The following is a 20,614-nucleotide window of genomic DNA, read 5'->3' on the forward strand; positions in this document are numbered from 1 at the left end:
GAAACCCTGCTCCGCCACCGCAGCCCAGCCTACTCGTCCTTGGCGCCGTCGATCCCGAGTTCGTGGATTTTGCGGGTGATGGTGTTGCGCCCGATGCCCAGGCGCACCGCCGCGTCGTTCTTGCGGCCGTGGGTGTGGCGCAGCGCGGTCTTGATCAGCGCCGACTCGAACTGCCGCCCCAGCGCATCCATCACTTCCGGCCGGCCGGCTGCCAGCATTTGCGCCGCCTCGCTTTCCAGCAGCGCAATCCAGTTCGGCCGTTCTGGCGGCGCCATGTCCGCAAAGGCGGCGGGCATGGTACTGGCAAGCGTCGGGCTGGCGGGATGGTAGCCGTCCACGACGGCGGGCGCTGGCGCGACGAATTGCGGCGCCGGCGCCATCGCCGGCTGGGCGCCGCCGGCGGCGGCCAGGTTCTGCTGGCCTTCCAGCAATTCCGGCGGCAGGTCCTTGACCTCCACGGTCTGGCCGGGCGCCATCACGGTGATCCAGTTGCACAGGTTTTCGAGCTGGCGCACATTGCCTGGCAATTCCAGGTGCGACAGGAACTGCATCGCATGCTCGGACATGCGCTTGGCTTCCACGCCCAGCTGCTTGGCGCTCTGAGACAGGAAATGCCGGGTCAGGATGGGAATGTCCTCCCGCCGCTCGCGCAGGCTCGGCAGGCGCAGCCGGATCACGTTGAGACGGTGATACAGATCCTCGCGGAACAGACCTTCCCGCACCCGCGTTTCCAGATTCTGGTGAGTCGCCGCAATCACCCGCACATTGGCCTTCAGCGGCTGGTGGCCGCCAACCCGGTAGAAATGGCCGTCGGACAGCACCCGCAGCAGCCGCGTCTGCAGGTCAAACGGCATGTCGCCGATCTCGTCCAGGAACAGCGTGCCGCCCTCGGCCTGTTCGAAACGTCCGCGGCGGGTGGCCTGCGCGCCCGTAAAGGCGCCGCGCTCGTGGCCGAACAGTTCGGACTCCAGCAGGTCCTTGGGAATCGCCGCCGTATTGAGTGCGATGAACGGCTGCGATGCACGCGGGCTGTGCTTGTGCAGCGCCCGGGCCACCAGCTCCTTGCCGGAACCGGATTCGCCGGTAATCAGCACCGTCACGTTCGACTGCGACAGCCGGCCGATTGCGCGGAACACGTCCTGCATCGCCGGCGCCTGGCCGAGGATTTCCGGCGTTTCCGAAATGGTCTGTTCCTCGTTCGCCTCGCGCAGGCTTTCCTCCAGCGCGCGGCGGATCAGTTCCACAGCCTTGTCGAGGTCGAATGGCTTGGCCAGGTATTCGAAGGCGCCTCCCTGGAAGGCGGCCACGGCCGAGTCGAGGTCCGAGAACGCGGTCATGATGATGACCGGCAGGCCCGGATGGCGCGCCTTGGCCGCCTGCAGCAGCGCCAGGCCAGACTCGCCCGGCATCCGGATATCCGAAACCAGCACCTGGGGCGTGGTAGTCTGCAACGCCTCCATCGCGTCGCGGGCATTCGAAAAACTCCGCGTCGCGAGGTTCTCCCGCGCCAGCGCCTTTTCAAGTACCCAGCGTATCGATTCGTCGTCGTCAACTATCCAGATTGGTTTCATAAGTGTTCTGCATCCCGTATTGCGTTATTCTTCGGCCCGGGCGCGGTGGGCGCCGACGGGCAGGCATCAGGGCAGAGGTATAAGTATCCTGAAATCCGTGCATCCGGGACGGCTTTCGCATTCGATCACTCCCATGTGCTGCTGAATGAAGGTTTGCGCCAGCGTCAGTCCCAATCCGCTTCCGCCGTCGCGGCCGGAAACGAGCGGATAGAAGATGCGATTTTGAATCTCAGGAGGAATCCCCGGCCCGTTGTCCACGATATGCAAGTCTAATGCCAGGCGATAACGCACCTTCACCAGCGTGACCTGGCGCGCCACCCTGGTCTGGAACGTCAGCACCGCATCGCCCGCCTCGATCCGCTTCGCCAAAGCCTGTGCCGCGTTATGGGCGATGTTCAGCACGGCCTGGATCAGCTGCTCCTTGTCGCCGCGGAACTCGGGCACCGAAAGGTCGTAGTCGCGCTTGATGGTCAGCCCGTTCGGAAACTCGGCCATGATCAGGCTGCGCACCCGCTCGAACACCTCGTGGATATTGACGTCGCCAACGATATGCGGCCGCCGGTGCGGCGCCAGCAGGCGGTCCACCAGGGTCTGCAGCCGGTCGGCTTCCTTGATGATGACTTGCGTATATTCGCGCAGCGGATTGAGCTGCCGCTCCGGCAACTCCAGCTCCAGCAGCTGCGCCGCGCCGCGGATGCCGCCCAGCGGGTTCTTGATCTCGTGCGCCAGGTTGCGGATCAGTTCCTTGTTGGCCTGGCTCTGGTCCATCAGGCGTTCCTCGCGGTCGAGCTTCAACTGCTGCACATTCTCGCGCAGCTCGATCAGCACCGGCATCTTCGGATCGTCCAGCGCGGTCACCATCAGGTGCACCTGCAAGGGATCGCGGCCCATGCGCTCCAGCACCAGGTCCTGGCGCTTGTCGTCGAACAGATGGGCGGCTGCCTGGGTGAAGATGTCCTGCAGCTTGTCGCCATTGAGGAACATGTCGGTCAGCCGCTGGTTCTGCATCACTTTCAGCGAGCTTTCCAGCAGGTTTTCAGCGGCGGGATTGGCGTAGCTGATGCAGCCTTGCGCATCGAGCACGAGCACGGCGGACGCAAGCAGGTCCAGTCCGGCGAGAGAGGGAAATTTGATAGTCACGAAGGTTGGGTCACAATCTCTGGCACAAAAGAAAAAGGCCGCAGTATGCGGCCCGGTCATCGAACGCAAATGCGTATGCTATTTTAGATTGCCTATCTCGCGCTTCAGCGCTTCGATATTTTTTTCGGTACGGCTCAGGTCGTCCTTCAGCGCCGCCACCCTATCCTGGTACTTGGCGTAGTTGCGTTCGTCGCCGCGCCGCTCCGGTTCGCCATTGTTGTACTCCTGCTTGATGGCAGCCAGCTTGCGCTCCTCGCCTTTCAGTTCCTCGGCCAGGATCTGCATCCGGTCGGTGTCGCGCGCCTTCTGGGTGGCGCTGTCTATCTTGGGAAAGTCGCCCGGACTGGTGGCGCCGGCGGGACGGCTCAGTGCGGCGGTTTGTGCAACCGGCTTCTTGTAGGGCGATGGAATCATCGAGATTCCCTGCATGTCCACCCGCTTGCAGCCCTTGGTCTCGCCGGTGTTCTTGTATTCCCGACTGCCGTCTGTATTCGTGCAAACCCAGACATCGGTCTGCGCATGCGCACTAGTCAGCATGGCGGCGCCAAGCAGCAATGCTGACAGGCGGGGAAATGAGGAGAGAGTTGACATAACTTTCTTCCTGGAAATTTTTTAAAACGTTAGTGTAGGGTAACAAGCGGCCGCTGACAAACATTGTTAGCCCGTTTCGGCGCAGGCACAACAGCCTGAATGCAAAAAAGCGGGAAAGGCCGCTGGCCTTTCCCGCTTTCAGCATGCATCCGGTCGTGAATGACCGATTACAGCGAGTAGTACATGTCGAACTCGATCGGGTGCGTGGTCATGCGGAAGCGCTGGACTTCCGTCATTTTCAGCTCGATGTAAGCGTCGATCATTGCGTCGCTGAACACGCCGCCGCGGGTCAGGAACTCGCGATCCTTGTCCAGGGCTTCCAGCGCTTCGTCGAGCGAGGAGCAGACGGTCGGGATCAGCTTGTCTTCTTCCGGCGGCAGGTGGTACAGGTCCTTCGAGGCAGCCTCGCCCGGGTGGATCTTGTTCTGCACGCCGTCCAGGCCAGCCATCAGCAGCGCGGCGAAGCACAGGTAGGGGTTGGACGAAGGATCCGGGAAGCGGGTCTCGATACGACGGCCTTTCGGGTTCGACACGTGCGGAATGCGGATCGACGCCGAGCGGTTGCGGGCCGAGTAAGCCAGCTTCACCGGTGCTTCAAAGCCCGGAACCAGACGCTTGTAGGAGTTGGTGCCCGGGTTGGTGATCGCATTCAGCGCCTTGGCATGCTTGATGATGCCGCCGATGTAGAACAGCGCGAACTCGGACAGGCCGGCATAGCCGTCGCCTGCGAACAGGTTCTTGCCATCTTTCCAGACGGACTGGTGCACGTGCATGCCGGAACCGTTGTCGCCAACGACAGGCTTGGGCATGAAGGTGGCGGTCTTGCCGTAGGTGTGGGCGACGTTCCAGATCACGTACTTCATGTTCTGGGTCCAGTCGGCGCGCTCCACCAGGGTGGAGAACTTGGTGCCGATCTCGTTCTGACCGGCGCCAGCCACTTCGTGGTGGTGCACTTCAACCGGGATGCCCAGCGATTCGAGGATCAGGCACATTTCCGAGCGCATGTCCTGGAAGCTGTCGACCGGCGGAACCGGGAAATAGCCGCCCTTGACGGTCGGACGATGGCCGGTATTGCCGCCTTCGAACTTCTCGCCGGTGGACCAGGAGGCTTCTTCGGAATCGATCTTCACGGAGCAGCCGGACATGTCGACTTTCCACTGCACGCTGTCGAAGATGAAGAATTCGGGTTCCGGACCGAAGTAGGCGGTGTCGCCCAGGCCGGAGGATTTCAGATAGGCTTCAGCGCGCTTGGCGATGGAACGCGGATCGCGGTCGTAGCCCTTGCCGTCGGAAGGTTCGATCACGTCGCACTGCATGAACAGCGTGGTCTCTTCCATGAACGGGTCGATGTTGGCGGTGTTCGGGTCCGGCATCAGGATCATGTCCGATGCTTCAATGCCCTTCCAGCCAGCGATGGAGGAACCGTCGAATGCATGGCCAGATTCGAACTTGTCCATATCGAAGTGAGACACGGGAACAGTGACGTGCTGTTCCTTGCCCCGGGTATCTGCGAAGCGGAAATCAACGAATTTCACTTCGTTGTCTTTCACCATTTTCAAGACCTCTGCGGCCGTCATTGCCATGCGAATCTCCTAAATTGAGCAAATTGATAGTGGTTGGTCAGCCGGGGAACACGCGCCGGTTGGGACGATTGCCTGGAATGCGACCGAACTCAGGCCGGAATGATAGCAGATTCCATGCCACCGAATTGATCAAAGCCAATGAAACGGTTACGCGTTAATCTCACCGGTTTACAGGGGAAAAACCGGCTCGTAGACCGTGCGCGAATCGTACAGTTCACGGCATCTGCACCAGAATTGGGCGCACTGTGACGCGATGGCACCAAGATGGTGCCTTTGACTTCCATCCTCACTCTTTTGCATTGTTTTGGTGCGTGCGCGTTGTCTGATTTATACGGCGCTATAATGCGCGCTTTCCAACCGGGAGTACGCGATGAAAACCGCTGACGACATCCTCACCATGGCGCGCGCCCGCGCCGCATCGGGACAGCTTCCTTACGCTGGCGCCGTGACGCCGCAGGAAGCGTACGAGCTCCTGCAATCGGCCCCGCATGCAAAACTGATCGACGTTCGCACCAATGCCGAGCGTGACTGGGTCGGCAAGGTCAATGTCCCGGATCACAAGCAGGGTGCGGTGCAATGGAATCTGTATCCGGGTGCAAGTCCCAATCCGGAATTCAGCGCACAACTGGCGCAGCAGGCTGGAAAGGACGACGTTCTGCTTTTCCTATGCCGTTCAGGCGTGCGTTCCCGCCACGCAGCCAAGCTGGCCACCGAACAGGGCTATCAGAACGCCTTCGATATCCTGGAAGGATTTGAAGGTGACAAGGACGCCGAGGGCCACCGCAAGACGGTGGGCGGCTGGTGCAAGGCTGGCCTGCCGTGGACAGGCGCCTGACACGCCCGGCGTGATGGCCGGGACCGCAGCGGCGGCCGATATTGGTTCCGCCGGCTACCTGCCCTGCCGCTGGAAAGTCACATAAGCCGACAGGGCAGCGCCTGACCTGCCGGTGCTGCCAGAATCCATGAAAAACGCTGCGATTCTTACGGTTGCGGCCGGTCAGCCGACCTTTACCGAATGCTCCCGCGTGGCGTGGAAAGTGATTTTCGGCCAGCGTTCCTGCGTCAGGCGCAGGTTGACGCCCGAAGTGGCCAGATAGGCCATGTTGCCGGCGGCATCGTAGGCGATGTTGTGGCCGGCCGCCGATTTCTCGAAATCCGCCAGTACCCTCTTGTCGTCGCAGGAGATCCAGCGCGCGCTGCTGATGCTGGTGCCTTCGAACACCGCATCGACGCCGTACTCGTTCATCAGCCGGCTGGCGACCACTTCGAACTGCAGCACGCCTACCGCACCGAGGATCAGGTCGCCGCTGTTGACCGGCTTGAACACCTGCACGGCGCCCTCCTCGCCCAGCTGCTGCAAACCCTTGTGCAATTGCTTGACCTTCAGCGGATTGCGTATGCGCACGGAGCGAAAGAAATCCGGCGCAAAGTAGGGAATGCCCGTGAATTGCAGCAGTTCGCCTTCGGAAAAGCTGTCGCCGATCTGCATGTTGCCATGATTGGGCAGGCCGATGATGTCACCGGCATAGGCCTCCTCCACCTGCTCGCGCGACGAGGCCATGAAGGTCACCACGCTGGAGAGCTTGATGTCGCGGTTCAGGCGCAGATGCTTGATCTTCATGCCGCGCTCGAAGCGCCCCGAGCAGACACGCAGGAAAGCAATGCGGTCCCGATGGGCCGGGTCCATATTGGCCTGGATCTTGAAGACGAAGCCGGAAAATGGCGTTTCCGTCGGCGACACCGCGCGCACCGTCGCATCGCGCTCGCGAGGCGGCTGCGCCCAGTCCAGCAGCGCGTTCAGGATTTCCCTTACACCGAAGTTGTTGATCGCCGAACCAAAGAATACCGGTGTCTGCTTGCCAGACAGGAAAGCGTCCAGATCGAACGGATGCGATGCGCCATGCACCAGCTCGACTTCCATCTTCAACTGCTCGATTTCGAGCGGGAACATCTGCTCCAGCCGCGGATTGTCTATACCCTTGATGACTTCGAAGGTCTGGTCCGCCTTTTCGCTGCCCGGCGCGAACAGCATGATTTCATCGCGCAGCAGGTGATACACGCCGCGGAAGGTCTTGCCCATGCCGATAGGCCAGGTGATCGGCGCGCATTGAATGTCGAGAACCGACTCCAGTTCATCCAGCAGCTCGAGCGGATCGCGCGTCTCGCGGTCCATCTTGTTCATGAAGGTGATGATGGGCGTATTGCGCATGCGGCAGACGTTGAGCAGCTTGATGGTCTGCGCTTCCACGCCCTTGGCGGCGTCGATGACCATCAGCGCCGAGTCGACCGCCGTCAGGACCCGGTAGGTATCCTCGGAGAAGTCCTGGTGGCCCGGCGTATCCAGCAGGTTGACCACGTGATCGCGGTACTCGAACTGCATCACCGAGCTGGCCACGGAAATGCCACGCTGCTTTTCGATCTCCATCCAGTCCGACGTTGCATGGCGTCCGCTCTTGCGCGCCTTGACCGTGCCCGCCAGCTGAATCGCGCCCGAAAACAGCAGCAGTTTCTCGGTCAGTGTCGTCTTGCCGGCGTCCGGGTGGGAAATGATGCCGAAGGTGCGACGGCGGGCAACTTCGCGGGCGATCAGCTCGCCGGATGCGGTGCGCGTTGCCGGTGCGGCATCGGCGCTAGGCAGATCGGGAATGGAAGACATGGCAGGGGCCTTGCGAAAAGGCGAGAAGTCTACCGCCTATTGCGCCTGAAGTCTAATTGACCTAGCGCCGATCAGCGCCGCATTTCCCGCAACCGGAACCGCAGCCTGTCTTCCGCGATATCGAGATCGCGTTGCATGGCCAATTGCCGTCGGCCGGCGTCCTGCCTGCGGTCCAGCAGTCTCTCGATTTCATTGAGCAGCGTGGTGCGCCGTTCGGGGGAAACATTGGGGCGTCGCAGTTCCTTGCGGATCTCTTCCATCCGCCTGTCGTTCCGGCGCGCCTCGTTCTGATCGTTCTGCAGCACGTTGCGAAGATTCTGCACCTGGGTTTCTAATCCATTGATTTCCCTGCCCTGGCGATACTGGTCAAGAAAAAGTGCTCGCAGGTGCGGCGGGCAATCACCGACATTGTCCGGCCGCCCGCGCCGACCAACCTCAAAGCCGTTTTCGGGCTGGCAGTAGCTGAGCAGGCCTTCCATCCGGCCCGACAGGTAAGCGTCAAGATCGGGTTTGATATCGGCCTTTGCGCAGGCGCTTGCGTGTTCCTGCAACCTCCCGGCGGGCTCGCCGCTGGCGCCATCCGTATAACCTATCTGACGCCAGTCGGCGTTCTTGCACTGTTCCGGGCTCAGGGAGGCGCAGGAAGAAAGAAGGAATGCGCTGAATGCGATGACAGAACGTTTGAACATGTAATCTCCCCGGGAATTTACTTTGTGTAAGCATTTCGCGCCGGAGTATCCCATGGCATGGGCAAAAAAAACCCGCGGCGCAATGCACCACGGGTTAAGTCGCTGCCTGCAAGCTGCACAGGAAGATCACAAGATCAGATTACGCTGACCGATGTTCCGCGCCTTGCGCGCCGACAAAAGTCATTAATAAAGCAAAAGCGTCCGCGCGTTAACGGCGACGGACGCTTTAATGGCGCGCACTTTACTTTAACGATCAGCCTTACATCTGGCGCGGCTTGAACTGCTTGTCGCTGATACGGAACTTGTTGCGCCGGTCGCCCATCAGGCTGCGCAGCTCGGCGATGCTCAGGTCGGTAACCTCATGCATGCGAATCAGAAGGGAGGCGCCTACCGGGAGCCGGCGGTGCCGGATCTTACTGATCACGGGCGGCGCGACTTCCAGCGCGCGCGATAGCGCAGCATCGTTCTTGAGCTTCAATCTGCCAATAATGGAAGCCAGCAGATTGTCCGGGTCATACTTCACCGTGTTGGCGTTGTGCTCTGTGCTCATTTCGTCTCGCTCTTGGTTAGTTTGGTATTTGCATTCTGGCCACGAGGAACATTGCCATTTTGATATATCGCAAGCGTCTGTTCGGCAACCGGTTACGCATGCCTCGGTATGCTCCGTGGATGCATGCATGGCCCCCTGGGTGATTAATTACCGCTGCCGAATTCCGCTTCTTCTTCCAGGTAATCGTCCCGGCAATTGCTGCTGCAAAAACGCCGCACACTGTCCACAGGCTGGTCGCAGTACCAGCAGCTTCCCTTGGGCTGCAGCGCCATCAGCGCGCTGGCACTGCGCGGCGCGTTGCTGGCCGCCACAGACGGATGCGGTTCGTGGTCGGAATGTGCTTCGATCATGATGTCCTCCTGGATGCACAGCGAATTACTGAAAAACAAGTACCCGGCAGAGAAGATTACATTTTTGACAACTACGTCACATGCGTGTAATCAAACGTCTTTCCAATTACCTTCGGCATTCACTGCTGGCTGCCGCCTTTTACGATGTCTGTTGCGGCCGGCTAGCGAGGCCAGGCGCCGTGGGCGTGGCTGGTGGTGGCTCTACGACCGCGGGCCAGCCGCCACGAGCAGACTGCAGCGGATCTTCTCCAGCAGGACAGCATCGATCGAGCCGCGCCACCAACGCAATGCGAAGGCTTTCTGCCTGGCGTGCCCGACGATGACCAGGTCGGCGTTGAGTTGATTGGAAAGCGCCTGGATCACGTCGGCGGGTTCGCCGACTTCGAGATGATCCACCACGCTCAGCCCGGCTTCGGCGAGAAGTGCATGGCCGGCGGCAATCTCCTGCTCCATCTTCTGCTTCTCCGCGACCAGCCCTTCTTCCACGCTCAATACCGCGGCGGCGGCGTATTCCCCCACCAGGAGGTAGGGAGGCGGCGTGACAACCACCACTAGATGCACCTGCGCTTCAGGCCCGGGGGCGAGCTTTATGCATTCATGCAATGCATAGCGGCTTTCAGGACTTCCGTTATAAGCAACCAGAATCGTGCGGTACATGAATGTCTCCTTCACGTAGCGGTGCGGTGGGTGGATGTGATGGGCGGATGGTAACTGCTATACGGCCGGGTAGCAACATCTTGTCTTGGCCCCGGCCTGCACCGGCATTGGTCAGGCGCTTGCCGTCCATGTCGGCCTTGCCTGAGCCTGCCTTTTAAAGAAGAGCAATATCATTTCGCGTACGATATGCCGCTCGTCGTGTTCCAGCAAGTGCAGATCCTCGACAAGCGAGACTTCATCGCGCGTCATTCGCGCCAGCAAGGCGCTCACCTCGCTGTTTTGATCGGATGACGAAACATGGGAGGATTCGGCCACGGAGCCGAAGCGCAGCCAGTCCGCCGGCACATCCAGCCAGCTCGCCAGGGCGCGCAGCTTGTCCTGTGTGGGTATCGACTGGGCAACGAGCCACTTGCGTGCCGCATGCACGGTGATCGGACGCCCTGGATAGATTTCATTGAAGTGTCGCGCCAGCACGGTCGGACTATCCGGCGTATAGCGTGCCCGACGCAATGCGCTCTTGAGCCGCTCGCAAAACTTTTCTCGTTCTTCTGCAATATGCATATCGCCCTCCCTTCGAGGCGCTCAGCTGATGGCGGCTTGCCGAGGGCCGCTCGCTTATTGTTGATTCCGGCAAGTGGCTGTTGCGATTGCAGAGCAGCCGTATTGCTAGACTACCGAAGCGACTTTCGAATATCTGTGCGGCAACCAACATAGCGATCATTGCTTATCGCGTAGGGCGATGGCATGCTTCAGCGCTTGAGCCAAGGAGGGACAATGTCCAATGCAGGAAGAGAGAGAGGAAGAAATGTCTTTAATGAGCCCCTCGTGCCTTGCTCGTTCAACCCGCTGACGGGCTATTTCAGGGACGGCTGCTGCCGCACCGGCGAGGAAGACACCGGCACGCACGTAGTGTGCGCCATCATGACAGCCGACTTTCTAGCCTTCAGCCATGCGAGAGGCAATGACCTGAGCACGCCGCGGCCTGAATGGGGCTTTGCAGGGCTCAGACCCGGCGACCAGTGGTGTCTGTGTGCGCTTCGCTGGAAGGAGGCGTGGCAGGCTGGTGTAGCGCCGCGCGTGGTACTGGAAAGCACCAACAGCCGGGTGCTCGACTTCATTGCGCTGGATGACCTGCAGGAATATGCATGGCAGCCGGACCTTTCCTGAGGGCCGGTTCCAGATGCCAGGCTGGACGCCTAGCGCCCGTCGTAATTCCTGCGTCGGGAAGGTTGGAGCAGCACACGCAAGGCAACGTCGATGTCGACTCGCCGGTTCTTGAGAAAATTGGCTGCGTAGCCGGTGCCGTGCAGCTGCTGCATACGGATTCCCTGCTTCACAAAACGGGCGGTATGCCAATCGGGGCGTGTCGGGGTGGAAGCGGGAAAGTCCCAGGAATCTTCATTTCTTTGCGTCTGCATGATCGTCTTTTTGTAAAGGAAAAGAAAAACGGGAACTGCAATATAGCAACATTGAGCGACGCGCCAGTATGGATTAAGCAATTTCCGCTGTCTGTGCGGAACCGCACAGATAATTAATGCTCAAAACCTCTTGACGTGCGGGTGGCGCAGTTACAACCAACCGGGACTTATTTTAGTTTCCCGCCACTGCGAGTCAATGTCCGGTTTACATTTTTGCAGGCTTTATTGCGGCAATCGGCTTCGCCAGGCATTTAGTTGCCTATGATGCAACTGCCCTTCGGCGCTTGCGCGCCTTAACGTGACACAGCCTTACTGCTCATGTGCATGCCATGAATTCAGATGATCTGGAGTGTTTCGCGCGCGTGGCAAATTGCGGGAGCATTTCCCGCGCGGCGCTGGAACTCGGCAGCGACCAATCCACTGTCAGCAGGCAGATGCTTCGGCTCGAAGCGACAACCTGTTCCCGCCTCTTCCATCGCAGCGGGCGCGGCGTCATTCTCACCGACGCCGGCCGTCTTCTGCTGGAACATGCCAGGCGGGTCACTGAAAGCGTCGAGGAAGCGCGACGCGCCATTCATGCCTATTCAGATCAAGGGCCGGCCGAACTCGTCGTCGGTGCGCAGCCGACCATCGCACGTACGATATTCGGACCGGTTGGCTCGGCATTGCGCGAACAGTTCCCACGCACACGGTTGCGATTTGCGGAAGGGCTCAACGCCAACATCCTGTCCTGGCTTTCCACCGGCACCGTGGATGTTGCGGTGATTTATGTGCCATTGCAGGCAAGCGGCTTGAAGATCGACATTCTGCTGCAGGAGCAGTTGCACCTGATCGTGCCGACCAGCCAGACCGACGTGGACAGCGAGTTTCCCGTGCGCCGGCTTGGCGACGTGCCGCTCATCCTGCCGAGCGCACCGCACGGACTGCGCCATCTCGCCGAGTCGCTTGCCAGCCGGAGCGGCATTTCGCTTCATGTGGCCATGGAATGCGACGCGTCGATCAGCGTCACGAAACGCCTGGTGCAGAACGGCTGCGGCTACACGCTGCTGCCGCTTGCCGCCGTTGCCGAGGAAGTTGCGCAGGGCACGCTGAAGGCCGCGCAACTGGTAGGCGCGGACGTCACCCGCGACGTGGCCCTGGCCACCGCCAGGAACCGGCCGGGCGGATCGGCACTCTGGAATGTGATGCAGACAGTGCGGCAGGAGGTTCGCCATGTTGTTCAGTCAGGCGCATGGCCAGGGGCCTTATTGCGTGACGCATGACCGTTCGCGGCGGCTTAATTTACAGTAAGAAACAATGTTTATTTAAAAATAGTTGCTCTACGGGAACATTTTCGCTATAAATACGGTCTGTTTAACAGTGTGCATCCGGCAACACACTCAGCTTTCAACAACGGATCGGAAATCATGAAGCAACCTAGTCTGGCCAAGCTCAACACCTATGACCCCAACCCGCTGCTCGATACCGTTACCGAGCATCTGAATGTCAAGAATGACGCGGCCCTGTCGCGCGCGCTGGCAATCGCACCACCGATCATCAGCAAGATCCGTCACCGCAAGATGGTCGTTGGCCCAGCGCTCCTGATCCGCATGCATGAAATCACGCATATCAGTATCAAGGAACTCCGTGCATTGATGGGCGACCGCCGTCCCATCTTCTGCTGACTGCCTCGTTTGACACCGTCCAGGCCATCAACGCCTTCTATCAAACCAGTTAGTTTAATCAATTCGCTTAATCAACTGAGAATCATTATCATTTGACCCTGTCAATACATTCCAGTGAAAGGGTGAAATCATGGTGACTGCTGCGAGAACGATCAGCCAGGTGGCGATGCATATGGCGGTGTCCTTCGGTGTTCTGTATATCCTGACCGGCTCCTTCGTGGCCGGTGGCGCCGCCGCCGTCCTGGAGCCGATCTGCAATGTCATCCTGATGCCTTTTCACGACCGGTTCTGGGAAAGGGTCAGGCAAAGGGTCGAGGCACGCGAACCGCGCGGCGCGGACACCGCCGTCTCTGCGCAGGCCACCCTGCAGGCCTGATCCTCCGCATCACGGGCCTGCAACCATGCAGGCCCATCCATGGTCTATTCATCATTTCCGCGAAAAGAGAAGATGCGATGGCAATGACCAGCACTTACACCAGTCCCGAACCCGCCCGCCAGGAAGTCGACCAGCTTGGCGGCCCCACCGTGATCGAATTCGGCGCGCCGTGGTGCGGCTACTGCATGGCGGCGCAGGCGCCCCTGGCACGCGCCTTTGCCGGCCATCCCGACGTCCGCCATATCAAGATCGAGGATGGCAAGGGCAAGGCCCTGGGCCGATCCTTCCGGGTCAAGCTCTGGCCCACGCTCGTGTTCCTGCGCGACGGGCGAGAAGTGGCGCGCCTGGTCCGGCCTGACGGCGTGGCCGACATTGAACGTGCATTGCAGGAAGTCGGGCAACCGGCATGAGGGCAGGCGGCGGTTAGGAGCCTGCGCGGCAGAAGGCGGCGCAGGCTCCTAGCCCACGATATGCGCGATCAGCGGCAGATGATCTGACGCGACCCGCGCCAGCGGCGTGGCATGCACCCGCACCTCGACCAGCCGGTGACGCGGGCTGATCCAGAGGCGATCCAGCGCAAACATCGGCAGACGCGACGGAAAGGTGCATGGCGCCGGCACCGGCTCGAAGCGCGAGGTCAGCCAGCGCAGGGGCCGGCCCCAGACAAACCATTCATTCAGATCGCCCGTCAGGATGACCGGCATGCGGTCGGTGTCGAAGGCCTGCAGCAGCAGCCGGATCTGGTGCCGGCGTTCGGCCGGCCGCAGTCCCAGATGGGTGGCGATGATGCGCAGCGGATGGCCGTGGCAATCGAGGTCGGCATCGAGCGCGCCGCGCGGTTCCCTGCTGCCGAAGGACAGATCGATGGACCTGCTGGCCACCACCGGATAGCGGCTCAACACGGCATTGCCGTAGCGACGTTTCGGCGTGTCCTCGGCCACCCCTTCCACCGCATGAAAGCCGGTCATCTGCTGCAGCAGGTCCAGCACATTGGGCCCGGCCCCGCCCAGCGGCACTTCCTGCAGCGCGATCACGTCCGCATTGATTTCCCCCAGGACGCCGGCGATCCGCTCCGGCGCATAACGGCCGTCGGTGCCCACCGCGGCATGGATGTTGTAGGTCGCCACCGTCAGCGGCCAGGGATCGAGATCCGGTTCCGTGCCGGCCCTGCCGGCCTGATCGATCAGGTCGGTCAGGCCGGTCATTTCCTGCTGCATGTCTTTTGTCAGTTTTTCCAAGCGCCCTCCCGCGCGGCAAACAATTTTTGCAAACCCAGCGCCGCGGCGATCAAAAGCAGCGCCACCAGCGCCACGACGGCGACGGCGCCGAGGCTGGGCCGGCGCACCGCCTCGGCGAGATGATGAACGAAGGTCACCGTCAGCACGATCCCAGGCGCCATGCCCAGCACGGTGCCGATCAGGAAGTCCCGCAGGCCGATGTGAGACGCACCGGCCACCACATTGATCACAACGAAAGGCGCCACCGGCAGCACCCGGATCACCATCACTGCCAGGATGCCGCGCCTGGCGATGCGCTTGCTGAGCCGGTTGATGCGCTCGCCCAGCAGGCTGCGCACGGCGTCGCGTCCCGCCCACCAGCCCAGGCCGTAGCTCAGCGCCGCGCTCAGCGTGGAGCCGGCAATCGCGTACAGCGCGCCATACAGGGGCCCGAACACGATGCCGGTCACGGCGATGAGCAGCGTCACCGGCACCATCAGCGCACCCGCCAGCGCAAAGGCGGCGACCGCGATCAGCGGCGTGAACGGCATTGCATCCAGTGCCCTGGCGGCCGCCTCCAGGCTTGCGAAATTGACCGCATCGCCCAGCGGAGTGGCGCGCCATGCCACGGCAAGCAGGCCCAGCAGCAACGCCAGCACACCCAGCCCGATCAGGCGCCGCGACACCGGCTGGCGCGCCTCCTCGGGCAGGAATTCGGCGACCAGCTCATCGGGCGTGATCGGGCGCTCCGGGTCAAACACCGCATCGTCTATGGCAAGCAGCGCCATCTCGGGCGTCACCACGGGATCGATCGCGACAAGCCTGCGCTGCCGGCCCAGCTGCTCGATGGCGCGCAGCAGGCTGCCTCCGGCATGCATCGCCCCGGCCACCGCTTCCGGCGATGTGCCCAGGTGCTCGCCCAGCAGCCGGCCGCGCATGTGCGCAATCGCCGCCCTGACGCGCTCGCCCTGCTCTCCGGCAGCCGCTTCCAGTGTCAGGTTGCACTCGGTGTCGAAGGCCATCGAGCGGTTGCTCATGTTGGCTGAACCGACGCAGAAGAGATCGTCGTCAATCGCGAAAACCTTGCTGTGGACGTTCAGGCAACCCTCCGACAGGCCTGGCACCTCGGGGGACATCATGCGGTATCGACCGCAGACGTCGGCCGCCCGGAGGCACTGGTGGATGCGCGCGCGCAATGCGCCCATGGTGGCCTGCTCCAGCCAGCCGCTCTGGTGTCTGGGCGATACCACGACGATTTCGGGTGCGTCGGGGGATGACAGGCGTTGCGCCAGCGCATTGCACAGCGTGTCGGAGGTGAAGTACTGGTTCTCGAAAAACATGTGGCGGCGCGCCGACGCGATCGCATCCAGATACAACGCGCGCACCTCGGTCACGCCGGGAGCGCCTTCGAATGCCGGCTCGGTGCGGGATATCGCCACCTCGACATCGGTGACGTCGGGCATGACGTCCGCGGGCCAGGGATCATGGGCGCCGCGACCGGGCGTAGCCGGCCGCTGGCCAGTCGCCCTCTTCCAGCGCTGCCTGGCCAGTTCGCCCAATGCCGCGGCGACCTCGCCATCCACCATCGCCTGTACGTCATGGAACGGGCCGTAAGGCTTGCCGTCGGCGTCCACCCGCAAGGGATTGGCGCCGGCATGTTCCTGGGTATCCCAGCGGCACTTGGTGATATCGAGCCCGCCGACAAAGCCGACCTTGTCGTCCACCACCACGATCTTCTGGTGATGCGACGCGCCGACCGGATGCCTGTCATCCATATGAAAGGCCATGCGGCGCTGCCGGCGCCAGCTGGTGCGGTAAGCCGGCAGCAGTTCGCGCTCGAGCGCGTAGAGCATCGCGAAGTCCCAGTTCAGCACATGGACGCGCAGCTGCGGCCTTTCTTCCAGCAGCGCATGCAGGAAGTCGCCCAGCGCTTCGGGATAGCCGTCGCCGGCGCCGCCGGGCGCCATCACCGTGCGCCGATCGATATCCCAGCTCAGAATGAGGATGCTGTCGCGCGCGCCCAGCATGGCCTGCCGCACCGCCCTGAAATAGGCGTCGGCATCGATCAGCAGCGCGAAGCGCCCCGCATGCGCCAGCCGCCAGCAGTTGCGGCCGGGCTGCAGTAGCGGCCGGCACCGGGCATGGCTGGAAACTGGCGACAAGGTGGACATCTGGCAGGGACGTTGGCAAAAACCCTATTTTCATTCGGCATCGCGGCTGGCACATTGCGCCGACACGCGTTGGCCGCGCAAACCTGGGCCGGCATCGCTTCATCAGCCTCTCCGATCCCTGAAAACCAGGCGCCGCAGCCCCTTACTGCTTCCGGCGCGCGCCCGTCCGCGGCGCAAAAAAAAGCTGCATCGCGCAAACGATGCAGCTTCTGCGACACCGCTTCGCGGCGCCTGCCCTGAAGGCGATTACTTCCCGGCGTTGGCAGCGCGCAGGCTGGTGTCCTTGATCTTGCCGCCTTCCACCACGCCCATCAGCACGTTGGCAATGGTGCCGCCCTTGTCATCCAGGCCTTCGATCTCCTGCGGATTGTTTTCCGGCGGCAGCGACTTGAATGCCTTGTCCATCTGCTCGCGGATCTTCACGCCGTCGGTGACCGTGCCGGCCAGCTTCATCGCCACGGCGGTGGCATGCACCGCAGTGTAGTTCAGGCTGACTTCCGAGCTCGGATCGCGATTCGGATCGAGCTTGTGGAAGTTGTTGACGAACAGCTTGGCGTTCGGACGCGGGTCGGCAATCATCGGCAGCACGCCGACCGAGCCTTCCAGCGGGCCGTAGCCGCCGACCACCTTGGCCATTTCATCCAGCTTGGCCTGGTCCAGAACCAGGAAGCCGCCCTTGAAGCCGAGGTCGCGCGCCTGCTTGGCCACCAGTGCGGTCGGCTCCGAAGCGCCGCCGATGAACAGCACGTCAGGCTTGCCCTGCAGGACCTTGGAGACGCCGCTGTAGAAGTCGGTCGCCTTGTTGTACGACATGGGATTCTCGGCGACGATCTTGCCGCCGGCGGCTTCCCACTTCGGCTTGAAGGCGGCGGTCCATGCCTTGGCATAGTCGTGGTCGGCATTGGCGATGGCCACGTTCTTGCCGAACTTGGCCATCTCAACCTTGATGAACGGATCGATATAGATCGTAAAGTCAGGCGGAATGCGCACGCTCATCTTGTTGCCGCGCTCGGTCACCTGCGGCAGGCTGGTATAGGCCAGCAGCAGCGTGTTGGACTTCTCGTTGAAGGCCTGCACGGCGAAGATGCCGCCGGAGTGCGGCACCAGCACGGCCGGGGTCTTGTGCTGCTGTATCAGGCGCTGCACGTTGATCGCGGTTTCGCTGGGGTTGTACTTGTCGTCGAGAGAGACGATCTCGATCTTGTATTTCTTGCCGCCGACTTCCAGGCCCTTGGCATTGATTTCATTGGCGGCCATCTCCATGCCCATCAGCACGTTCTTGCCGTACAGCGCGGCGCCGCCGGACAGCGGGCCGGAGTAACCGATCTTGACTACTTCCTGTGCCATTGCGTTGCCGCCGAATGCCAGGGCCACTGCCACGGCCAGATAAGCCGGTTTCATTGTGATACGCATTATTGAGTCTCCTTCTGTGGATGGGAATTGCACTTGCAACGACATTGACACATCAGCACCCTGTCAGGCTATCAGGCGCCGATATAGGCCTTGCGCACCGCTTCGTTGTTGAGCAGCTCGTCCCGGCTGCCTTCCATCACGATGCGCCCGCCTTCGATCACATATGCACGGCTGGCAATGCGCAGCGCGGCATAGGCGTTCTGTTCGGCCAGCATCACAGTGGTGCCGGCCTTGTTGATTTTTTCAATGACTTCGAACATCTGCTTCACCACCAGCGGCGCCAGGCCCAGCGAAGGCTCGTCCAGCAGCAGCGCCTTGGGGCGGGACATCAGCGCGCGGCCGATGGCCACCATCTGCTGCTGGCCGCCGGACAGCGAGCCGGCGTTCATCTCGCGCTTTTCATGCAGGATGGGGAACATCTCGAAGACTTCATCCAGCGTCTTCTTGATGCCGCGGCTGTCGCGCCGGTGCACATAGGCGCCCAGCGTCAGGTTCTTCAGCACGGACATCGCCGGGAACAGCTTGCGGCCCTCGGGGCACTGCACCACGCCCTTTTCGACGATGTTGGACGGCTTCATGCCGACCAGCTCGGTCTTGCCGAAGCGGATGCTGCCGCTGGCGGCGCGGTGCAGGCCGCTGGTGGTCAGGAAGATCGAGCTCTTGCCGGCGCCGTTGGCGCCCAGCAGCACCACCAGTTCTCCCTCGTTGGCGTGGATGTTGATGTTGTTCAGTGCACGGAAGCTGCCGTAGTTCAGCGACACGTTTTCAAGCTGCAGCATTTTCACTCCCCAGATACGCTTCGATCACGATCGGGTTGGCGCGGATCTCTGCCGGCGTTCCTTCCGCGATCTTCTCGCCATAGTTCAGCACCATGATCTTGTCGGCCAGGTTCATGATCATGTCCATCTTGTGCTCGATCAGGCAGACCGTCATGCCATGCTTCACCAGCTTCTGGATCAGCTCGGCGATGCCCACCGTCTCTTCCGGATTGACGCCGCCCGCCGGCTCGTCCAGCAGCAGCATCTTGGGGTCGGTGGCCAGCGCCAGCGCAAACGCCACCCGCTTGCGTTCCTCCTGCGAGATGTCGCCGGCAACGCGGTGCGACACATGGGACAGGCCGACGAAGTCCAGCGCTTCCTGCGCCTTGATGCGGCAGATGCGCTCCTCTTCCTTCAGGCGCCGGGTGCCCAGCAGCACGTCCAGCAGGCCGGACTGGGTGCGCAGGCGGTGGCCGACGATCAGGTTGTCCAGCACCGTGGCCCGGTCGAACAGGTTGGTGGCCTGGAAGGTGCGGGACACGCCCAGCTTGGCCACCTGGTCGGCGCGCAGGCCGGTCACGTCCTGGCCATCGAAGAGGATCTTGCCGGATGTCGGCGGGATCGCGCCCGAGATCAGGTTGAAGAACGTGGTCTTGCCGGCGCCGTTGGGCCCGATGATCGCGTTAATCTTGTTGCGTTCGAAGTTGATGCTCACGTCATGGACCGCGGTCAGGCCGCCGAAACGCTTGGTCAGGTTCTGTATTTCAAGCATGCGAGCTCCCCTTCTGCTGGCCGCGGCCGATCACGCCGCCGGCCGGTGTCTGTGTCTTTGCCTGCTTCGCCGCGGCTTCGCTTGCCAGGCGGGATGCATTGCGCGCCCGCCATGCCAGGTAGGAGCCGACCACGCCATGCGGCACGAAAATCACCAGGATAATCAGCAGAGGACCGAACACGATGAAGCGGTAATCCTGCAGGAACTGCAGATACTGGGTCAGCCATGGCACGGCGATCGAACCCAGCAACGGTCCCAGCAGGGTGCCGATGCCGCCCACCAGCATGTACATGGTCATGTCGAAGGTGTGCTCGACGCTGGCGATGCCGGGGCCAAGGAAGCGCACGAAACCGGCATACAGGCCGCCCGCCAGACCGGCGTAGAACACCGACAGCATGAAGGCCAGCACCTTGTTGCGCATCAGGTTGATGCCCAGCGCCTCGGCCAGGTCGTCGCCGTTGCGAATGGCCATGAAGGTGCGGCCCAGCAGCGAGTTGGCGATGCGGTGCATGGCCCAGACCGACAGCGCCAGGAAGAACAGCACCAGGTAATACTGCGAGCGCGGCGCCTCGAAGTCGATGCCGGCAAAGCCGGTCGGCGCCGGAATGCCCATGATGCCCACGGTGCCGTGGGTCAGGCCTTCCCACTTCTCGATGAGCAGGTACATGATGTAGCCCACGCACATCGTGAAGATCGAGAAGAAGTGTCCCTTCAGGCGCAGCGACACCAGGCCGACGAAGAAGCCGATGAAGGAGGCGACAAAGCCCGACAGCGCAAACGCCGGCCAGAACGACCAGCCGTGGTCCACCGTCAGGATGCCCACGGTGTACGCGCCAACCGCCATGAAGCCGCTATGGGCCAGGTTGAACTGGCCGGTGTAGCCAGTGATCAGGTTCAGGCCGATGGTGGCGATCGCAAACACATAGGCGGTCGCCATCACGGTCAGGTAGTAGTCATTGCCGGCGGCAAAGAAGGGAAAGGCGATCGCCAGGGCCAGCAGCAGCAGCCAGCCGATTTTTCCGTCGATGATTTTCATGA

Annotated in this window: 23 protein-coding genes; 6 read left to right on the forward strand and 17 right to left on the reverse strand. The window is 61.8% G+C overall.

The window, feature by feature from the left end:
- Positions 1-29: 29 nt before the first annotated feature.
- The 4 genes from ntrC to glnA all read right to left on the reverse strand — a co-directional run bounded on the left by ntrC (position 30) and on the right by glnA (position 4,885).
- A complete protein-coding gene (gene ntrC / locus ABC383_RS04900; protein ID WP_413012256.1) occupies positions 30-1,571 on the reverse strand; it encodes a nitrogen regulation protein NR(I) in 1,542 nt (513 codons plus the stop codon).
- 66 nt (positions 1,572-1,637) lie between these two features.
- Entirely contained in the window at positions 1,638-2,711 is a 1,074-nt protein-coding gene (gene glnL, locus ABC383_RS04905) for a nitrogen regulation protein NR(II) (protein WP_413012257.1), read from the reverse strand.
- Between the two features lie 78 nt (positions 2,712-2,789).
- Complete coding sequence (locus tag ABC383_RS04910; protein WP_413012258.1) at positions 2,790-3,302, reverse strand: DUF4124 domain-containing protein; 513 nt, start codon at positions 3,300-3,302, stop codon at positions 2,790-2,792.
- 167 nt (positions 3,303-3,469) lie between these two features.
- Complete coding sequence (gene glnA / locus ABC383_RS04915; protein WP_413012259.1) at positions 3,470-4,885, reverse strand: type I glutamate--ammonia ligase; 1,416 nt, start codon at positions 4,883-4,885, stop codon at positions 3,470-3,472.
- A 370-nt stretch (positions 4,886-5,255) separates the two neighbouring features.
- Between glnA and ABC383_RS04920 the strand changes: the two genes are divergently transcribed.
- The gene (locus tag ABC383_RS04920; protein ID WP_413012260.1) at positions 5,256-5,720 is read left to right on the forward strand and encodes a rhodanese-like domain-containing protein; all 465 of its coding nucleotides are present in this window, start codon (positions 5,256-5,258) and stop codon (positions 5,718-5,720) included.
- A gap of 162 nt (positions 5,721-5,882) precedes the next feature.
- Here ABC383_RS04920 and ABC383_RS04925 read toward each other — a convergent pair whose 3' ends face one another.
- The 6 genes from ABC383_RS04925 to ABC383_RS04950 form a co-directional block, all read right to left on the reverse strand.
- A complete protein-coding gene (locus ABC383_RS04925) occupies positions 5,883-7,541 on the reverse strand; it encodes a peptide chain release factor 3 (RefSeq protein ID WP_413012261.1) in 1,659 nt (552 codons plus the stop codon).
- Positions 7,542-7,612: 71 nt separating this feature from the next.
- On the reverse strand, positions 7,613-8,284 hold the full coding sequence (locus ABC383_RS04930) for a DUF2799 domain-containing protein (RefSeq protein ID WP_413012262.1): 672 nt from the start codon (positions 8,282-8,284) through the stop codon (positions 7,613-7,615).
- 205 nt (positions 8,285-8,489) lie between these two features.
- On the reverse strand, positions 8,490-8,780 hold the full coding sequence (locus ABC383_RS04935; protein WP_217344556.1) for a hypothetical protein: 291 nt from the start codon (positions 8,778-8,780) through the stop codon (positions 8,490-8,492).
- A 143-nt stretch (positions 8,781-8,923) separates the two neighbouring features.
- Positions 8,924-9,130 (reverse strand): hypothetical protein, encoded by a 207-nt coding sequence (locus ABC383_RS04940; RefSeq protein WP_413012263.1) that lies wholly within the window; start codon positions 9,128-9,130, stop codon positions 8,924-8,926.
- A gap of 201 nt (positions 9,131-9,331) precedes the next feature.
- On the reverse strand, positions 9,332-9,787 hold the full coding sequence (locus ABC383_RS04945; RefSeq protein WP_413012264.1) for a universal stress protein: 456 nt from the start codon (positions 9,785-9,787) through the stop codon (positions 9,332-9,334).
- Positions 9,788-9,898: 111 nt separating this feature from the next.
- On the reverse strand, positions 9,899-10,348 hold the full coding sequence (locus ABC383_RS04950; RefSeq protein WP_413012265.1) for a hypothetical protein: 450 nt from the start codon (positions 10,346-10,348) through the stop codon (positions 9,899-9,901).
- Positions 10,349-10,561: 213 nt separating this feature from the next.
- On the opposite strand from ABC383_RS04950, the gene ABC383_RS04955 reads away from it, so the two are divergent.
- Positions 10,562-10,954 (forward strand): DUF2237 family protein, encoded by a 393-nt coding sequence (locus tag ABC383_RS04955; protein ID WP_413012266.1) that lies wholly within the window; start codon positions 10,562-10,564, stop codon positions 10,952-10,954.
- Between the two features lie 29 nt (positions 10,955-10,983).
- Here the strand turns inward: ABC383_RS04955 and ABC383_RS04960 are convergent, their stop codons facing one another.
- Complete coding sequence (locus tag ABC383_RS04960) at positions 10,984-11,205, reverse strand: hypothetical protein (RefSeq protein WP_194711256.1); 222 nt, start codon at positions 11,203-11,205, stop codon at positions 10,984-10,986.
- A 329-nt stretch (positions 11,206-11,534) separates the two neighbouring features.
- On the opposite strand from ABC383_RS04960, the gene ABC383_RS04965 reads away from it, so the two are divergent.
- From ABC383_RS04965 to ABC383_RS04980, 4 genes are all read left to right on the forward strand, one after another.
- A complete protein-coding gene (locus ABC383_RS04965; RefSeq protein WP_413016236.1) occupies positions 11,535-12,467 on the forward strand; it encodes a LysR family transcriptional regulator in 933 nt (310 codons plus the stop codon).
- A gap of 144 nt (positions 12,468-12,611) precedes the next feature.
- Positions 12,612-12,869 (forward strand): hypothetical protein, encoded by a 258-nt coding sequence (locus tag ABC383_RS04970; protein ID WP_194711258.1) that lies wholly within the window; start codon positions 12,612-12,614, stop codon positions 12,867-12,869.
- A 130-nt stretch (positions 12,870-12,999) separates the two neighbouring features.
- Positions 13,000-13,245, forward strand: coding sequence for a DUF2061 domain-containing protein (locus ABC383_RS04975; protein WP_413012267.1), 246 nt, complete (start codon positions 13,000-13,002; stop codon positions 13,243-13,245).
- A 77-nt stretch (positions 13,246-13,322) separates the two neighbouring features.
- Positions 13,323-13,655, forward strand: coding sequence for a thioredoxin family protein (locus ABC383_RS04980; RefSeq protein WP_413012268.1), 333 nt, complete (start codon positions 13,323-13,325; stop codon positions 13,653-13,655).
- Positions 13,656-13,703: 48 nt separating this feature from the next.
- Here ABC383_RS04980 and ABC383_RS04985 read toward each other — a convergent pair whose 3' ends face one another.
- The 6 genes from ABC383_RS04985 to ABC383_RS05010 all read right to left on the reverse strand — a co-directional run bounded on the left by ABC383_RS04985 (position 13,704) and on the right by ABC383_RS05010 (position 20,612).
- Positions 13,704-14,450, reverse strand: a complete 747-nt coding sequence (locus tag ABC383_RS04985) for an endonuclease/exonuclease/phosphatase family protein (protein ID WP_413016238.1) — start codon at positions 14,448-14,450, stop codon at positions 13,704-13,706.
- Positions 14,451-14,470: 20 nt separating this feature from the next.
- Positions 14,471-16,633: a VTT domain-containing protein gene (locus tag ABC383_RS04990; protein ID WP_413012269.1), complete on the reverse strand. Its 2,163-nt coding sequence runs from the start codon at positions 16,631-16,633 to the stop codon at positions 14,471-14,473.
- A gap of 246 nt (positions 16,634-16,879) precedes the next feature.
- Positions 16,880-18,046 (reverse strand): ABC transporter substrate-binding protein, encoded by a 1,167-nt coding sequence (locus ABC383_RS04995; RefSeq protein WP_413012270.1) that lies wholly within the window; start codon positions 18,044-18,046, stop codon positions 16,880-16,882.
- A 71-nt stretch (positions 18,047-18,117) separates the two neighbouring features.
- The gene (locus tag ABC383_RS05000) at positions 18,118-18,825 is read right to left on the reverse strand and encodes an ABC transporter ATP-binding protein (RefSeq protein ID WP_413012271.1); all 708 of its coding nucleotides are present in this window, start codon (positions 18,823-18,825) and stop codon (positions 18,118-18,120) included.
- Positions 18,812-19,576 (reverse strand): ABC transporter ATP-binding protein, encoded by a 765-nt coding sequence (locus ABC383_RS05005; protein ID WP_413012272.1) that lies wholly within the window; start codon positions 19,574-19,576, stop codon positions 18,812-18,814. Before ABC383_RS05005 ends, ABC383_RS05000 begins: the two co-directional genes overlap by 14 nt.
- A complete protein-coding gene (locus ABC383_RS05010; protein WP_413012273.1) occupies positions 19,569-20,612 on the reverse strand; it encodes a branched-chain amino acid ABC transporter permease in 1,044 nt (347 codons plus the stop codon). The genes ABC383_RS05005 and ABC383_RS05010 overlap by 8 nt, the downstream gene beginning before the upstream one ends.
- Positions 20,613-20,614 lie beyond the last annotated feature (2 nt).

It is taken from the genome of Noviherbaspirillum phoenicis (assembly GCF_047237965.1).
Taxonomy (GTDB): Bacteria; Pseudomonadota; Gammaproteobacteria; order Burkholderiales; family Burkholderiaceae_D; genus Noviherbaspirillum_A.